This window comes from Methylobacterium sp. CB376 (genome assembly GCF_029714205.1).
GTDB lineage: Bacteria > Pseudomonadota > Alphaproteobacteria > Rhizobiales > Beijerinckiaceae > Methylobacterium.
This window is the reverse complement of the sequence record NZ_CP121648.1, coordinates 4,964,107-4,979,899: the sequence shown is the minus strand read 5'-3', so window position 1 is coordinate 4,979,899 and position 15,793 is coordinate 4,964,107. Positions and strand designations below refer to the sequence as shown.

The following is a 15,793-nucleotide window of genomic DNA, read 5'->3' as shown; positions in this document are numbered from 1 at the left end:
TCTCGACGAGGGGCGCGGAGGACATGGGAGCCTCTCTGGAAGTCAGCGGATGATGGCGATGCGGCGCTGCAGGCGGCGCACCAGGATCGAGGCGAGGAAGCAGATCGCGAAGTAGACCAAAGCGGCGAAGAGGTACATCTCGACGAGGCGCCCGTCGCGCTGCGCCACCTTCGAGGCGGCGCCGAGGAAGTCGGTGATCGACAGCACGTAGACGAGCGAGGTGTCCTGGAACAGCACGATGGTCTGGGTCAGCAGGACCGGCAGCATGTTGCGGAAGGCCTGGGGCAGGATGACCGACCCCATGCTCTGCCAGTAGGTCAGACCGAGCGCCGAGGCGGCGGCGGCCTGACCCTTGGGGATCGACTGGATGCCCGCCCGCATGATCTCGGAGAAGTAGGCCGCCTCGAACAGCGTGAAGGTGACGAGCGAGGAGGTGAAGGCGCCGACCTGGATCGGCCGCTCGGCCCCGATCAGCCACTGCCCGAGATACGGCACCAGGAAGTAGAACCAGAAGATCACCAGCACCAGCGGCAGCGAGCGCATGAAGTTGACGTAGCCCTTGGCCACCAGCGGCAGCACCGGCAGGCCCGAGAGCCGCATCATGGCGATGAGCGTGCCGAGGATGGTGCCGCTCACCGCCGCCAGCGCGGTCAGCGTCAGCGTGAAGGTCATCCCGGTGAGGAAGAGGTAGGGCAGCGCGCTGACGATGACGCTGAAATCGAAGTTCGACAGCATGGACTCTCACCCGCGGCGGAGAGGGAGCGGCGGCCTCAGCGGGCGCCGGGTATCGCGACCTTGCGCTCCAGGTACCCGGCCGCCGTCACCACCAGGAGATTGATGATGATGTACAGGATGGTGGCGGCCGTGAAGGCCTCGAAGACCTGGAACGAGAATTCCTGCATCGAGCGGGCGCGGGCGGTGAGTTCGAGGAGCCCTATGGTCAGCGCGACCGACGTGTTCTTGAGGTTGTTGAGGAACTCGGAGGTGAGCGGGGGCAGGATGATGCGGTAGGCGTTGGGCAGCAGCACGTACCGGTAGGTCTGGGAGGTGGTGAGCCCCAGCGCCGTGCCGGCCATGCGCTGGCCCCGCGGCAGGGCCTGGATGCCCGCCCTCACCTGCTCGGCGACGCGCGAGGCCGTGAAGAAGCCCAGGCACACCACCGCCGTGTAGAAGGGCGCGTCGGGCAGCTGCTTCAGCCACGTGCCCCAGCTCTGCGGCAGCATCTCCGGCAGCACGAAGAACCAGAGGAACATCTGCACCAGCAGCGGGATGTTGCGGAAGAGCTCGACGTAGCCGTTCCCGAAGGCCTGGGCGAACCGGTTCGGCAGCGTGCGCATGACGCCGATCACGGACCCGACCGCGAAGGCGATGACCCAGGCGCAGAGGGCCGTCACGATGGTCCACAGGAGGCCCGACAGGAGCATGTCGGCGTAGGTCCCCGTGCCCTCGGGCGAGGGCTCGAAGAAGATGCTCCAGTTCCAATTGTAGTTCATGCCCAGTCCACCGACGCGGCTGTCGTCACGGGCGCCGTGCGCGGGCGCAATGATACGTCATGGCGCGGCCATGCGTGACCGATTCTCGCACCATCCACCGGAATGCCGGGGCGCGGCGGCGGCCGCGCCCCGGGCTCGCGACACCCCCTGCGGGAAGGGGCGATCACGGGCCGCTGCGAAGGGCGGCCGGTCAGTACATCGCCGGGTCGGGGCTGTCGCTCGGCTTGGCGAAGGCCTTCTTCAGGGCCGCATCCATCGGCAGGTTCAGGTTGATGTTGCGCGGCGGGATCGGCTTGGTGAACCACTTGTCGTAGGTCGCCGGGCCCTCCGGGCTCTGATAGAAGGCCGCCGTCGCGTCATCCACCACCTTCTTGAACGGCGCGTCGTCCTTGCGCAGCATGATGCCGTAGGGCTCGGGCTTGGAGATCGCGTCGGTGGAGATCAGGTAGGCGTCCGGCTCCTTCGAACTCGCCGCCAGCGAGGCCAGGAGCACGTCGTCCATCACGAAGGCCACCGCGCGCCCCGTCTCGACCATCAGGAACGCCTCGGCGTGGTCCTTGGCCGGCAGGATCGTGATCCCGAGCTTGTTGGCGGCGTTGTACTCGTTGATCTGCCGGATGTTGGTCGTGCCGGAGGTCGACACGACGGTCTTGCCCTTCAGGTCATCGAACTTGCTGACGTTGCTGCTCTTCTTGGCGACGAAGCGGCTGGCGGTCAGGAAATGCGTGTTGGTGAAGGAGACCTGCTTCTGGCGATCGACGTTGTTGGTGGTCGAGCCGCATTCCAGGTCGACCGTGCCGTTAGCGATCAGGGGAATGCGGGTCGCCGAGGTCACCGGATTGAGCTTGACCTCCAGATTCGGCAGGCCGAGCTTGGCCTTGACCGCGTCCACCACCTTGTAGCAGATGTCCATGGCGTAGCCGACCGGCTTCTGGTTGCCGTCGAGATAGGAGAACGGCACCGAGGAGTCGCGGTAGCCCAAGGTGATCGCGCCGGTCTCCTTGATCTTCTTCAGGGTTCCGGAGAGCTCCTCGGCGGAGGCCGGCAGCGCGGCGAAGCCGGCCACGAGCAGGATCAGCAGGCGTTTGGGGGCCATCCAGATTCTCCTTTTGGGCGAGCCCTACGTCCGTCATCGCGGGCCGCGGCGTCAAGGGCCGCGCCCGCGCGAAGGACGGGATGACGGCCGCGCGCCGGGCCGGGGGCCGGTTGCGGAATGCGCAGCCGCGGGCGAGAACGGGCGCGCCGCCCCGCGGCACGCCCCTTGTCCGCCCTGACCGACCCCGCGCCGGACCAGACCGCATGCAGATCGCGACCCCCTACCTGATGTTCCTCGGCGACGTCCCCGACCGCCTCGCCGCCAAGACCGCCTACGGCATCGTGGATTGGCGCCCCGAATGGTGCACCGGGCAGCTGCGGCTGCCGGGCTGCGCGGCCGATCTCGGCATCCCGGATCTCGGCATCGAGGAGGCGGTCGCGCGGGGCGCGCGCACCCTGATCGTCGGCGTCGTCAACGCCGGCGGGGTGCTGCCCGAGCACTGGATCGCGTCGATCGTCGCGGCCCTGGATGCGGGGCTCGACGTGGCGAGCGGCCTGCACACCCGGCTCGGCTCGGTCCCGGCCATCGCCGAGGCGGCGGCGCGGGGCGGGCGCCAGCTCCACGACGTGCGCCATTCCGACCAGCGCTTCGACACCGGCAAGGGGGTGAAGCGCCCGGGCCGCCGGCTGCTCACCGTCGGCACCGATTGCTCGGTCGGCAAGAAATACACCGCCCTCGCGCTGGAGCGGGGCATGCGCGCCCGCGGCTTCGACGCGGATTTCCGCGCCACCGGCCAGACCGGCGTCTTCATCTCGGGCCGCGGGGTCGCCATCGACGCGGTGGTGGCCGATTTCATCTCGGGCGCGGTCGAGTGGATCTCGCCCGCGGCGGCGCCGGAGCACTGGGACCTGATCGAGGGCCAGGGCTCGCTGTTCCACCCCTCCTTCGCGGGGGTGAGCCTCGGCCTCCTCCACGGCGCGCAGCCCGACGCCTTCGTGATCTGCCACGAGCCGACCCGCACGCGCATGCGCGGGGTGCAGCATCCCCTGCCCTCGATCGAGGAGGTGATCGACCTCACCTCGCGCTGCGGGCGCCTGACCAATCCGGAGATCCGCCCGGTCGGGATCGCGGTCAACACGCAGGATCTCGGCGAGGCCGAGGCCCGCACCCTGCTCGACGCGCTCGCCCGCGCCCACGACCTCCCGGCGAGCGACCCGGTGCGCTTCGGCGTCGAGGAGATCGTGGCGCGGATCGCGGCGCTCTACCCGGCGGGTCTGCCCGCATGAGGCGCCTCGCGGTCGCGGTCGAGACCTGGCCCATCGCCGGGCGCTTCACCATCTCGCGCGGCAGCCGCACCGAGGCCGTGGTGGTGGTGGCCAGCGTAACGGACGGCACCCGTACGGGCCGCGGCGAGGGGGTGCCCTATCCCCGCTACGGCGAGAGCGTCGAGGGCGTGCGCGACCTGATCGCCGCGCAGGGCGAGGCGGTGGCGGCGGGCGCGACCCGGGCCGACCTGCTCGCCCGGATGCCGGCGGGCGCGGCCCGCAACGCCCTCGACTGCGCCCTCTGGGACTACGAGGCCAAGGCGGCGGGGCGGCCGGCCCACGCCCTCGCGGGGCGCGCGCCGCCGCGCCCGGTCACCACCGCCTACACGCTCAGCCTCGGCGCACCCGAGGAGATGGAGGCGGCGGCCCGCGCCGCCGCGGCGCGGCCCCTCCTCAAGGTCAAGCTCGGCGGCGAGGGCGACCCGGCCCGCATCGCCGCCGTGCGCCGCGGGGCGCCCGCCTCCCGCCTCGTCGTCGATGCCAACGAGGCATGGCGGCCGCGCAACCTCGCCGAGAACATGGCGGCCTGCGCGGCGGCGGGGGTGGAGCTGATCGAGCAGCCGCTCCCCGCCGGCGAGGACGAGGCGCTCGCCGGGCTCGCGCGCACGATCCCGCTCTGCGCCGACGAGAGCCTGCACCCGGGCGCCGGGCTCGACGGGCTCGCCGGCCGCTACGACGCGATCAACATCAAGCTCGACAAGGCGGGCGGGCTCACGCCGGCCCTCGCCCTCGCCCGGGCCGCGCGGGAGCAGGGCCTCGCGATCATGGTCGGCTGCATGGTCGGCACCTCGCTCGCCATGGCGCCCGCCATGCTGCTCGCGGGCTTCGCGACCTTCGTCGACCTCGACGGCCCCCTGCTCCTCGCCCGGGACCGCGAGCCGGGGCTGCGCTTCGAGGGCAGCCTCGTCCACCCGCCCGATCCGGCCCTGTGGGGGTGAGGCGATGCTGGGCTGGGATTCCGCCGGGGACGCCCTGATCGCCCCCGCCGTCGCCCGCAACCGGGAGCCGATCCTGGCGGTGCTGCGGCGGCTCCTGCCGGAGACGGGCCTCGTCCTCGAAGTCGCGAGCGGCTCGGGCGAGCACGCCGCGCACTTCGCGCGGGCGCTGCCGGGGCTCGCCTTCCAACCCTCGGACCGGGAGCCGGCGGCCCTGCGCAGCATCGCGGCCCACGCCCGGGCGGCCGCGCTGCCCAACCTGCGCCCGCCCCTCGCCCTCGACGCCGCGGCGGAGACCTGGCCGCTGGCGCGGGCCGACGCGGTCCTGGCCATCAACATGATCCACATCGCGCCCTGGCCCGCGACCGAGGGGCTGATGCGGGGGGCCGGCCGCCTGCTGCCGCCGGGCGCGCCGCTCGTGCTCTACGGGCCCTTCATGGTCGAGGACACGCCCACCGCCCCGAGCAACCTCGCCTTCGACGCGGATCTGCGGGCGCGCAATCCCGCCTGGGGCCTGCGCGACCTCGGCGCCGTGGCGCGGGCCGCCCGGGGGCAGGGCCTCGCCCTCGCCGAGCGCGTCGCCATGCCGGCGAACAATCTCTGCCTCGTCTTCCGGGCCGGCGCGGCCGCGTAGGACATTCGTACGCCTTCCCGTCCCGGCCGCCCTTCCCCACCTTCGGACGCCGCGCGGGGTGGTGGCCCCGGTATGGCGAAAGGCGCCCCGGCGTGGGATCCTCCCCGGGGCGCGGCGCCGAGGGGAGGGCCAGGGTGAGCGGCGAGGCGGAACGGCACAGGATCGTCATCGTGGGCGGCGGCGCGGCGGGGCTGCAGCTCGCGACCAAGCTCGGCGACAGGTACGGCCGGCGCAAGCAGGCGGAGGTGACGCTGGTCGACCGCTCGCGCACCCATATCTGGAAGCCGCTCCTGCACGAGGTCGCGGCCGGCAGCATGGATGTGGGCCACCACGCCGTCGATTACCTGCACCACGCCCATGCCCACCATTTCCGCTACCGGATCGGCGAGATGGTCGGGCTCGACCGCGAGCGCCGGGTCGTGCGGCTCGCGGCGAGCCACGACGCCGAGGGCCGCGAGGTCACGCCCGAGCGGGACATCCCCTACGACACGCTGGTGATCGCGGTCGGCAGCGCGAGCAACGATTTCGGCACGCCCGGGGTGAAGGAGCACGCCATCGCCCTCGACACGCCGGATCAGGCGCAGCGCTTCCACCGCCGCCTCATCAACGCGATGATCCGCGCCCACGCCCAGGACGCGCCGGTGCGCGCGGGCCAGCTCCACGTGGCGGTGATCGGGGCCGGCGCGACCGGCACCGAACTCGTGGCGGAACTCCACCGCACCACCCGCCAGGTGGCCGCGACCGGCCTCGACCGCATCGACCCGGACAAGGACCTGAAGCTCACCCTGATCGAGGCGGCCGACCGGATCCTCCCGGCCGTGCCCGAGCGGCTGTCGCGGGACGTGATGGCCCTGCTCGCCGGGATCGGCGTCGAGGTGCGCACCGGCGCCCGGGTCACCGAGGTGCGGGCGGACGGCGTGCAGCTCGCCGACGGCAGCTTCATCGCGTCGGAACTCGTGGTCTGGGCCGCCGGCGTGCGGGCGCCCGAGGTGCTGCGCGACCTCGGCGGGCTCGAGACCACCCGCAACAACCAGCTCGTCGTGCTGCCGAGCCTGCAGACCACCCGGGACGAGAACGTCTTCGCCCTCGGCGACTGCGCCTACCTGATCGATCCGGCCACCCAGCGGCCGATCCCGCCCCGCGCCCAGGCCGCCCACCAGCAGGCGAGCCACCTGCTGCGCCAGATGCCGAACCGGCTGGCGGGACGGCCCCTCGCCCCGTTCCGCTACCGCGATTTCGGCTCCCTCGTCTCGCTCGGCGAGTACACCACGGTCGGCAACCTGATGGGCTTCATCCGCGGCCGCAACGTCTTCATCGCCGGCCTGTTCGCGCGGCTGATGTACCAGTCGCTCTACAAGATGCATCAGAAGGCGCTGCACGGGACCTGGAAGGTCTCCCTCGACACGGCGGCCCGCGCGCTGACCCGGCACACGGTGCCGCGGGTCAAGCTGCATTGAGGCCGGTTGCGCCGGCCGGGCATCGGTGCTTCGGTGGCACGGGCCCGGTCGCCCCGACGGGGCGCGCGCGACCCGGGGGCTCGCCCGAGGCCGGGAGGAGAGCGCAGCGATGATCCTGGTGAGCGTGATGTATCCGGGCGGGGCTTCGCCCGCCTCCTTCGACCTCGACTACTACCTGTCGCGCCACATGCCGCTGGTGCGCGAGCGCTGGTCCGGGATGGGTCTGGAGAAGGCCGAGGTGGTGAAGGGCGCCGCCACGCCGGACGGCAGCCCGCCGCCCTTCCAGATCATGGCGCTCCTCAGCTTCCGCTCCCTGGAGGATTTCCAGAAGGCGGTGGCGGCCCACGGCAAGGAGATCTTCGCCGACATCCCGAACTTCACGCAGGCCCAGGCGCAGGTGCAGATCAACGAGCCGCAGGCCTGGTGAGCGGCGCCGCATGATCGACATCGTCAAGATCGTGAAGGAGCAGCACCCGGACCTCGGGGAGTACTTCGTGGTGCTGCGCCCCTATTCGGGGCTGATCGCGCCGGACACGCCCGACGCGCTGGCCGAGGAGGTGCAGGTCTGGGCGTCCACCGAGGCGCCGAGCGCCCGGCTGTGGCGGCGCAGCGTGACCTACGCGCTGTTCCCGGGCTGGCCGGAGGAGACGCGCGACCTGGAGGTGGTCTCCTTCGCGGACGCGGCGGACCTCGCCCGGTTCGCGACCCGCTGGACGCATTGAGCCGGGGTCGAGGGGGCGGGGCAGCGCCGCGCCCCCCTTCTCCCGGACGAGGGAGCCTGCGCCGAACGCGATGCGGGGACACAGGGGAGGGTCGGCCGGCACCGGTCCGGACGGCGCTCCGATCCCCGCCCCTCCCCGGCACGCCAGGTACCAAATCCGCTTGATCCCTTCGGGATGGCGGATTTGGGCTTCGCTCAGGCGCCGCGCGGGCGCGTGATCCGCGATCCGCCTGGATCAACCGGATCCCGGATCACACGACCCGCCGCGGCCGCTCGAGGAACGGGGCGTCGTCCTCCTTGGGCTTGGGCGGCGGGAACACCACCGGGGTCGCGGTGGCCGCGAAGGGCGGGGCCGAGGTGTCGAGCCCGTTCCCGGCCGGTGTCGGCGCGGCCTGTGCCGCCACGGGCGGGGCCGCCGCGGCCGGGGCCGGACGGGGCGCCTCCTCACGCACCGGCCTCGGCGCCGTCGCCTCGGGGGCGGGCGCCGGCAGCGGGCCGGCAGCGGGGGCCGGCTCCTCGTCCGGGAGCGGAAGGTCCTGGCTCCGGCCGGCGAGAAGCTCCGGCGGGGTCTGCCACACGAAGGCGTCGAGCCGCCCGCTGACCGGCGAGATCGGCGCCCAGCGGTCCGAGACGATCCCGTCCGCGCACCAGGCCGGGTCGCGCGGCGCGTGCGCCGCCCGGGACAGCCACTCGCGGGCCCGGCCGCTGCCGCGGCCGTGCTCGGTCTCCTCGATCTCCGCCATCAGCAGGTAGGCGCGCTGCGTCGGCGACTCGGCGAGCAGGGGCTGCAGCACGTCGCGGGCGCGCCCGAATTCCCGCGCCTCCAGGGCCGCCCGCGCGATGGCGAAGCGCGCCTCGGGGTGCCAGGAGGAGAGCCGGGCCAGGGTCTCGGCGCGGGCGAGGCGGTCGCGGCTCGAATCGCCGGGCCGCAGGTCGAGATAGACCCGGGCGAGGTCCGGGTGCGGGCCGGCCTTCCAGGCGGCCTCGATCACCCGGGCCGCCTTCTTGAGCTCGGCCCGGCGCGACAGCAGGCGCCCGGCCACCACCGCGGCCGGCACGAGGTCGGGCGCGAGACGCACCGCCTCGCGCGCCTGCGCCAGGGCCCGCTCCGGATCGCCCGCCTCCAGCTCCTGGGCGCTCGCCGTCAGCAGCACCGCCCGCTGGCGGCGCGACGCCGCCTTGTCGGCGAGGCCGAGGGCGGCGCGGCGCGACACCGTCTCCAGGGCGCCCGCCCAGTCCCGGTCGGCGCATTGCGCCTCCATCACCGCCTCGTTGGCCCAGGACACGCCCGGGGCGAGGCGCGACGCCTCGGCCGCGTAGGCTCGCGCGGTGGCCTCGTCGCCCTGCCGGCGCGCCTCGACGAAGAGGCCGCGCAGCCCGAGCACCCGCGTCTCGGAGGCCTCGGTCATGCGCCGGAAGGCCCGCTCGGCCCCGGCCCGGTCGCCCGAGATCTGCGCCGCCTGAGCGGTGAGGAGCAGGGCCAGGGGCTCGCTGCCGAGGAGCCGCTCCGCCTCGCCCGCGTGCCGCCGCGCCGCGGCCGGATCGCCGGAGCCCACCGCCACCATGCCGCGCGACAGCGCCTCGAAGCCGCGGGTGCGGCGCCGCTCGTGGCTGCTCGCGCGCATCCGCCGCGGCAGGCGCAGGACCCCGCGGGCGAGGCTCCACAGGAAGCCGAGCACCACCGCCAGGACCAGCACGCCGACGAGGGCCGCGTTCAGGCTCGTCGCCACGTCGACGCCGCCCCACGACACGGACACGACGCCGGGATGGTCGGCGAGCCAGACCGCCCCGTAGGCGGCGAGGGCCAGAAGGGCCAGGAAGGCGAGTGCGCGCCACATCGGTTCTTCAACTCCTCAGGTCCGCGACGGTCACGCGGCGGGGGCGGGCGCCCCTGGATCTGGGTGGTGGGCGCGCGCGGCGGGCTCCGGCTGTGGGATCCGCACCGATGCGCGCCGAGACGGCAAGCCGGTCGTTGGACGGAGCGGGGAGCCCCGGGCGGGCGCCGCGCTCAGCGCGCGGCACCCGACAGGGCACCGAACGCGGCCGCGAGCCGGGCGCGGGAGGCCTCGCCCGCCGCCGCCCGCGCCTTCAGCGTCGCGCCGAAGGAGGCGGCCTCCTTGCGCGCGGCCTCGGGCATCGCGTCGAAGGCCGCGGCCGCCTCCGGAATGGCGCCGCGGTCGAGGGCGTCCTGCACCTTCGCGACCGCGCCCTCCGTGGCATCGCCGGCCGGCTGGGCCGGCGCGCCGCCCTGCGCGGCCCCGTCCGACTTGCGCACCGTGACGATCGAGCCCGCCATGCTGGCGAGCCGGTCGGTGAAGCTGCCGCGCTCCGCCACCTCGCGCTGCCGGGCGGCCTTCACCGCCGCCACGATGCGGCCGCCGATCGGCCGGAATTCCTGGGCCAGGGCGGCGGCCGTGGGGGCGCCCTTGGCCGCGAAGGGCTCGAGCGGGCCGAGCGGCGGGCCGTCCTCCGGGCCGAGCTGCTTGAGCGCCGCCAGGGCATCCGCGTAGGGCGTGCCGTTGGCGAGCGCCGCCGCGATCCGGTCGGCCGCGACCGCGCGCAGGCCCGCCTGCAGCGCCCCCGCATCCGCCCGCCCGGCGAGGTCGCGGGCGAGGTCCGCGAGGCGCTGCTCCTGCGCCTTGCCGCGGGACTCGAAGGCCTGCTGGAGCGCGTCGAGCCGCCCGCCCAGGGCCTTGTCGGCCTCCTGATCGGCCGCGACCCGCTGGCCGAGCTCCGCCTGCAGGCCCTTCAGCCCCGAATCGAGCCCGTCGAGCCGGGTGCGCAGCTCGCCCGTATCGGCCTGGCCCTGCAGGGTCTGGACCGCCTGGGCGAGGCCGTCGACCTTCTGGCGCAGCTCGGGATCGCCGACCCGCCCCTGGAGGTCGCCGAGACGCTTGTCGAGGGCGTCGAGGCGCGCCTGCAGCGGCTCGCCGGACGCGTCCGGCGCCGCGGCGGGAGCCGGCGCCCCCGCGGCGGACGACGGGGAGGTCTCGGCCGCCGCCGGACGGCCCGACTGGGCCTCCTTCAGGGCCTCCGCGGCCCGGTCCGCGGCGGATTTGGCGGCCGCCTCGGCGCCGCGCACCGCGTCCGGCAGCGGGCGCAGGGCCGCCTCCGCCGCGGCGAGCCGCCGGTCGAGGGCCTGAACGCTGTCGCGGGGTGCGAGGTCGGCGAGGCGCTGATCGAGATTGGGCGCGGTCTCGGCGGATTTCGGCAGCAGGCCGTAGGCCGGGCCGTAGGTCTGGACGCCGTAGAGGAGGCCCGCGCCGATCACGCCGCCGAGGAGCGAGGCGGCCAGCACGGAGCCGAACCCGGCGCCGCCCGAGCGCGCCGGCGCCGGGCTCACCGCCGGGGTCGCGCCCGCGCGCGGCCCGGCCGGGCCGGAGGCGGCCGCGCCCGTGGCGCCGATCGGGCCGGTCGCGCCGCGCGGCGGCTCCGCCTTGACGGGATCGGGCTTGGCCGCAGCGGCGGCCTCGGGCTTGACGCCGAGGGGCGACGTGCCCGGTCCAGTCGATGAGCCCGGTCCAGTCGATGGGCCCGGTCCAGTCTTGGGCACGGTGGAGCCGGCAGCGCCCGCGGGGCCGGTCGGCCCCGGCTTCGCGGCGGCCGCCGCGGGTCCGGTGCTGCCCGGCGGCACGGCGGGCTTGGCGCCGGCGAGAGCCGCCCCTGTGGGCGACGCGCCCGTCGGCGATGCGGGCGTGGGCGACGCGGGCGACGCGCCCGGGCCGGTCGCGCCGGCGGCGCCCGGCGGCCTCGGACCGCCCGGGTTCGAGGCCGGAACGGAGGTCGCGGCCGGGCCGGGCTTCGGCGGCTCGGCGGGTCTGGGCGGTTCGGGCGGCGCTGCCGGCTTGCCGGGGGCCGCGGCGCTCGGCGTCGGGCCGGGCTTCGGCGCCGCGCCGGCAGCGGGTTTCGGCGGCTCGCCGGGCCTCGGCGGATCGGCGGGCTTCGGCGGATCGGCGGGCTTGGCCCCCGCCGGGCCGGTCGCTCCCTTGGCGGGCGTCTCGCTCACGCGGGTGGCCTTCAGGTCGATGATCGGGCCGTCCGCCGGGTTGGGGCCGCGTCCGCCCGGCCGGTTGCGGGAATCCTGGGGGTCCTTGTCGGATGGGGTCACGGCCGAAGATCCTCACCTCTGAGCGGGGCGCGCAGGGACGCCCGTCGGCTGGGTCCGGCCCGCCGAGACGGGACCGGACCGGGCCCGCGCGGAACGCGGCCGCTCTGTTGCGCCGTCCTTAGCATCGGTCACGGCCCAGGCGCGAGCCTGCTTGCGCGGACGGAAAAGGGGTTAGGCCGGAGAGGAGTGCGTCCTCCGTCGGCATTGCCGCGACCAGATGGGACAGGATCCCGGCGGCGACCAGGGGCGCGGCGCAATCCTCCGAGAGGCACAGATGCGCCAGCCGGGCGAAGCCGGCCTCGCACCCCGCCGCGCGGGCGAGGCCCAGAGCCGCGGCGGCGCTGCGGCGGGAATAGTGCAGGGCCGCGTCGAGGCGCGCCTCGGCGAGGGCCGCGGCGACCGGATCGGGCAGCTGCGGCAGCGGCCGGGCCGCGTAGGCGATCCAGGTCGTGACCGGGAAGCCGGCCGCCGCGAGGCTCGCGGCGGGCTCGGGCTTGCGCTCCCGGCCGGCCGCGTGGAGCAGGGCGGCGCCGGGCGGCAGGGATCCGGTGATCAGGCCCACCAGGGAGGCCGCGTCGCCCCCGGCCTCGCGGATCTCGCGCAGGCCCGCCGCCCGGGCGGCCTCGGCCGTGCGGGCGCCGACGCAGAAGGCCGGAAGGCCGGTCAGCCCGGCCGGGCCGAGGGCCGGCGCCGCGTTGGCGCTGGTGAGGATCAGGGCGTCGAAGCGCCCGTCCGGCGGCGGGACGTGGCTCGGCGCGAGGTCGAGGACCGGAGCGAGGAGCGGCGCGTGGCCGAGCGCGGCCACCCGCGCGGCCGTGCGCGCACCGGCCGGGAGCGGCCGCGCGACCCAGACGCGCAGGGGCGCCCGATCCAGCCTCGGCGCGCTGCCGCTCACGTCGCCTCCCATCTTTGCGGTCCCGGGCACTCCGGGTTATCTGACGGCCAGCATACCGGCCCGGGTACCGCCAGGATACCGGCCGGGGCAGTGCCAGCATACCGGCGAAGGCGCCGCGCGCCATCCCCGTTCCCCGTTTCTCGGCCCCTCGCGAGCGCGACCCCCATGAACGTCCTCGGCATCGAGACCACCTGCGACGAGACCGCCGCCGCGATCGTCACCGCGGCGGAGGACGGGCGCGCGGTGATCCGCGCCAACGAGGTGCTGAGCCAGATCGCCGAGCACGCGGCCTATGGCGGCGTGGTGCCCGAGATCGCCGCCCGCGCCCACGTGGAGGTGGTCGACCGGCTGATCGCCCGGGCGCTCCAGGAGGCGGGCCTGGGCTTCGACGACCTCGACGGCATCGCGGTCGCGGCCGGCCCGGGGCTGATCGGCGGCGTGCTCGTCGGCCTCGTCACCGCCAAGACCCTCTCGCTCGTCACGCGCAAGCCGCTCCTGGCGGTCAACCACCTGGAGGCGCATGCCCTGACCGCCCGGATGACGGACGGGATCGCCTTTCCGTACCTCCTGCTGCTCGCCTCGGGCGGTCACACCCAGCTCGTGGCCGTCAAGGGCGTGGGCGAGTATGTCCGCCTCGGCACCACGATCGACGACGCGATCGGCGAGGCCTTCGACAAGGCGGCCAAGCTCCTCGGCCTCGCCTATCCGGGCGGGCCCGAGGTCGAGCGGGCCGCCGAGGGCGGCGATCCGGAGCGCTTCGCCCTGCCCCGCCCGATGCTCGGCCGGCGCGAGCCGAACTTCTCCCTCTCGGGCCTCAAGACCGCCCTGCGGATCGAGGCGGAGCGCATCGCCCCCCTGTCCGGCCAGGATGTCGCCGATCTCTGCGCCAGCTTCCAGGCGGCGGTGGTGGACGTGGTCGTCGACCGCGTCCGGGTGGCCCTGCGCGCCTTCGGGGACGTTGCGGGCCACCCGACCGCCCTGGTGGCGGCGGGCGGCGTCGCCGCCAACGCGGCCCTGCGGCGGGCGCTCAGCCAGCTCGCGGGCGAGGCCGGGCTGCCCCTGGTCGCCCCGCCCCTGCCGCTCTGCGGCGACAACGGCGCGATGATCGCCTGGGCGGGCCTGGAGCGCCTGCGGCTCGGCCTCGTCGACGACATCACGGCGCCGGCCCGCCCGCGCTGGCCCTTCGCCGAACCCCTCGCGACGGCCGGGTGAGCGCCGTGTCGCGGCCCGAGCCGGGCGCCGCCGGCCTGCAGCGGCGCTGGCGGGCGCTGGTGGACGAGCGGCTGCCCGAGGCCGCCGCCGCGCGCGCGGATTGGCCGGTGCGCCTCAACCACTGCTTCGCCCGCATCCTCCTGGACAATGCCTGCGGCGGGCCCTGGCGCGAGAGCGTCGCGCCCCCGGCCTGGGCGAACATGCCCCCGACCCGGCTCGCGGCGGCGGTCGCGCTCGGCGAGGCGGTGCTGGCCGGGGAAGCCGACCTCGCCGACCTCAACCGCCGCTCCCTCGCGTGGCGGGGCCGGAGGCGGAGCGCCGCCCCGCCCGGCGCGCTGGCGGCGGAGGGCTTCTGCCTGAGGCGCTGGCGGCGGGCGGACGACGCCCCCTTCGCGGCGCTCAACGCCGATCCGGAGGTGATGCGCTTCTTCCCCGCCCCGAAGAGCCGGCGCGAGAGCGAGGCCGAGGCCCGCGCCCTCGACCGGCGCTTCGAGCAGGACGGGTTCGGGCCCTGGGCGCTGGAGGCGCGCGGCACTTTCGTGGGGTTCGTCGGCTGCTGGCGGCCGGTGCGGCCCCTGCCGTTCGCGGCGGTGCCGGGAAGTCTCGTCGAGATCGGCTGGCGGCTGGCCCGCGACGCCTGGGGGCAGGGACTCGCGACCGCGGCCGCCCGGCTCGCCCTGGCGGACGCGTTCGGGCGCTGCGGGCTCACCGAGATCGTCGCCTACACGGCGCTCCTCAACCGGCCCTCGCAGCGGGTCATGGAGCGGCTCGGCATGGAGCGGGTCGAGGATTTCGCCCACCCGGCCCTGGCGGACGGCGACCCGCTGCGCCCGCACGTGCTCTACCGCCTGAGCGCCGCCGCCTTCGCGGCCGGAGGCGCCGCGTGAGCGCCGGCCCGGTGGCGGTGGTGGGCGGGGGCGCCTGGGGCACCGCGCTCGCCAACGCGGCCGCGAGCGCCGCCCCGCGCGAGGTCGTGCTGTGGCTGCGCGACGCGCAGGCGGCCCGCGCCATGGCGGAGCGGCGCGAGAACGCCCGCTACCTGCCGGGCGTGCCGCTGCACCCGGGCGTGCGTCCGACCGCCGAGGCCGCGTCCCTGCGCGCGGCCGGCTCCGTGCTCGTCGTCACCCCGGCCCAGACCCTGCGCGGGGTGCTGAGCGATCTCGCGCCCTGGCTCGCCCCCGCGGCGCCGCTCATCCTCTGCGCCAAGGGCATCGAGCGGGGCACGGACGCCTTCCTGACCGAGGTCGCCGCCGCGATCCTGCCGGGCGCGACGCTCGCCGTGCTCTCGGGCCCGAGCTTCGCGGCGGACGTGGCGCGCGGATTGCCCACCGCCGTGACGCTGGCGACGCCGGAGGCGGCGCGCGGGGCGCAGCTCGCCGCCGCCCTGTCGGGGCCGAGCTTCCGGGTCTATCACGGCACCGACATGCGCGGGGTCGAGATCGGCGGCGCGGCCAAGAACGTGCTGGCCATCGCCTGCGGGGCGGTGATCGGGCGCGGCCTCGGCGAGAGCGCCCGGGCGGCCCTGGTGGCCCGCAGCTTCGCCGAACTGCGCCGCTTCGCCCGCGCCTTCGGGGCCCGGCCGGAGACGCTGATGGGCCTCTCCGGGCTCGGGGACCTCGTCCTGACGGCGGCCTCGCCGCAATCGCGCAACTTCGCCTTCGGGGAGCGGCTGGGACGCGGCGCCTCGCCGGACCAGGCCGCGGGCGGCAAGCTCGCGGAGGGCGCCCTCACGGCCCCGGCCCTCGTCGGACTCGCCCGCCGCCGCGGCGTCGAGATGCCGGTCGCCGAGGCGGTGGCGGGCGTCGTCGCCGGCACCCTCAGCCTCGACGAGGCCATCACCGGACTGCTCAGCCGCCCGCTCCGGGCCGAGGAGGAGCCGGTCTGACTCGATCCAGACCGGAATCTCGGCCCACGATCACGGTCGAGCGGGAGGCGAAGTCGGGCCAATAGTCCGGCCAAGACTTGACGTTGACTGAT

15 protein-coding genes are annotated in these 15,793 nt (G+C 75.4%); 9 read left to right on the top strand and 6 right to left on the bottom strand.

All coding sequences use genetic code 11. From position 1 onward, the window contains the following. Positions 1 to 42 precede the first annotated feature (42 nt). The 3 genes from QA634_RS22805 to QA634_RS22795 all read right to left on the bottom strand — a co-directional run bounded on the left by QA634_RS22805 (position 43) and on the right by QA634_RS22795 (position 2,589). Entirely contained in the window at positions 43 to 735 is a 693-nt protein-coding gene (locus QA634_RS22805) for an amino acid ABC transporter permease (protein ID WP_012334275.1), read from the bottom strand. 35 nt (positions 736 to 770) lie between these two features. Next, entirely contained in the window at positions 771 to 1,493 is a 723-nt protein-coding gene (locus QA634_RS22800) for an amino acid ABC transporter permease (RefSeq protein WP_012334274.1), read from the bottom strand. A gap of 190 nt (positions 1,494 to 1,683) precedes the next feature. Then, positions 1,684 to 2,589: a transporter substrate-binding domain-containing protein gene (locus QA634_RS22795; RefSeq protein ID WP_012334273.1), complete on the bottom strand. Its 906-nt coding sequence runs from the start codon at positions 2,587 to 2,589 to the stop codon at positions 1,684 to 1,686. A gap of 203 nt (positions 2,590 to 2,792) precedes the next feature. On the opposite strand from QA634_RS22795, the gene dgcN reads away from it, so the two are divergent. From dgcN to QA634_RS22765, 6 genes are all read left to right on the top strand, one after another. Then, on the top strand, positions 2,793 to 3,815 hold the full coding sequence (dgcN, locus tag QA634_RS22790; RefSeq protein ID WP_012334272.1) for an N-acetyltransferase DgcN: 1,023 nt from the start codon (positions 2,793 to 2,795) through the stop codon (positions 3,813 to 3,815). Beyond that, a complete protein-coding gene (gene dgcA, locus QA634_RS22785) occupies positions 3,812 to 4,792 on the top strand; it encodes an N-acetyl-D-Glu racemase DgcA (RefSeq protein ID WP_283026801.1) in 981 nt (326 codons plus the stop codon). The genes dgcN and dgcA overlap by 4 nt, the downstream gene beginning before the upstream one ends. Positions 4,793 to 4,796: 4 nt before the next feature. Beyond that, positions 4,797 to 5,423, top strand: a complete 627-nt coding sequence (locus QA634_RS22780) for a DUF938 domain-containing protein (protein WP_012334270.1) — start codon at positions 4,797 to 4,799, stop codon at positions 5,421 to 5,423. 134 nt (positions 5,424 to 5,557) lie between these two features. Next, positions 5,558 to 6,880, top strand: a complete 1,323-nt coding sequence (locus QA634_RS22775; RefSeq protein ID WP_012334269.1) for an NAD(P)/FAD-dependent oxidoreductase — start codon at positions 5,558 to 5,560, stop codon at positions 6,878 to 6,880. Positions 6,881 to 6,989: 109 nt separating this feature from the next. Next, entirely contained in the window at positions 6,990 to 7,307 is a 318-nt protein-coding gene (locus QA634_RS22770; RefSeq protein ID WP_012334268.1) for an EthD family reductase, read from the top strand. 10 nt (positions 7,308 to 7,317) lie between these two features. Continuing rightward, positions 7,318 to 7,602, top strand: coding sequence for a hypothetical protein (locus QA634_RS22765; RefSeq protein WP_012334267.1), 285 nt, complete (start codon positions 7,318 to 7,320; stop codon positions 7,600 to 7,602). Between the two features lie 250 nt (positions 7,603 to 7,852). Here QA634_RS22765 and QA634_RS22760 read toward each other — a convergent pair whose 3' ends face one another. From QA634_RS22760 to QA634_RS22750, 3 genes are all read right to left on the bottom strand, one after another. Further along, complete coding sequence (locus QA634_RS22760) at positions 7,853 to 9,439, bottom strand: heme biosynthesis protein HemY (RefSeq protein WP_012334266.1); 1,587 nt, start codon at positions 9,437 to 9,439, stop codon at positions 7,853 to 7,855. 170 nt (positions 9,440 to 9,609) lie between these two features. After that, positions 9,610 to 11,709, bottom strand: coding sequence for a COG4223 family protein (locus QA634_RS22755; RefSeq protein WP_012334265.1), 2,100 nt, complete (start codon positions 11,707 to 11,709; stop codon positions 9,610 to 9,612). A gap of 118 nt (positions 11,710 to 11,827) precedes the next feature. Continuing rightward, positions 11,828 to 12,616, bottom strand: coding sequence for a uroporphyrinogen-III synthase (locus QA634_RS22750; protein WP_012334264.1), 789 nt, complete (start codon positions 12,614 to 12,616; stop codon positions 11,828 to 11,830). A 153-nt stretch (positions 12,617 to 12,769) separates the two neighbouring features. Here QA634_RS22750 and tsaD point away from each other — a divergent pair, with 153 nt between their 5' ends. The 3 genes from tsaD to QA634_RS22735 are packed head-to-tail and all read left to right on the top strand — an operon-like array spanning position 12,770 to position 15,701. Continuing rightward, positions 12,770 to 13,816: a tRNA (adenosine(37)-N6)-threonylcarbamoyltransferase complex transferase subunit TsaD gene (gene tsaD, locus QA634_RS22745; protein WP_012334263.1), complete on the top strand. Its 1,047-nt coding sequence runs from the start codon at positions 12,770 to 12,772 to the stop codon at positions 13,814 to 13,816. Next, positions 13,813 to 14,703: a GNAT family N-acetyltransferase gene (locus QA634_RS22740; RefSeq protein ID WP_012334262.1), complete on the top strand. Its 891-nt coding sequence runs from the start codon at positions 13,813 to 13,815 to the stop codon at positions 14,701 to 14,703. Before tsaD ends, QA634_RS22740 begins: the two co-directional genes overlap by 4 nt. Then, positions 14,700 to 15,701, top strand: coding sequence for an NAD(P)H-dependent glycerol-3-phosphate dehydrogenase (locus tag QA634_RS22735; protein ID WP_012334261.1), 1,002 nt, complete (start codon positions 14,700 to 14,702; stop codon positions 15,699 to 15,701). Before QA634_RS22740 ends, QA634_RS22735 begins: the two co-directional genes overlap by 4 nt. Positions 15,702 to 15,793: the final 92 nt, after the last annotated feature.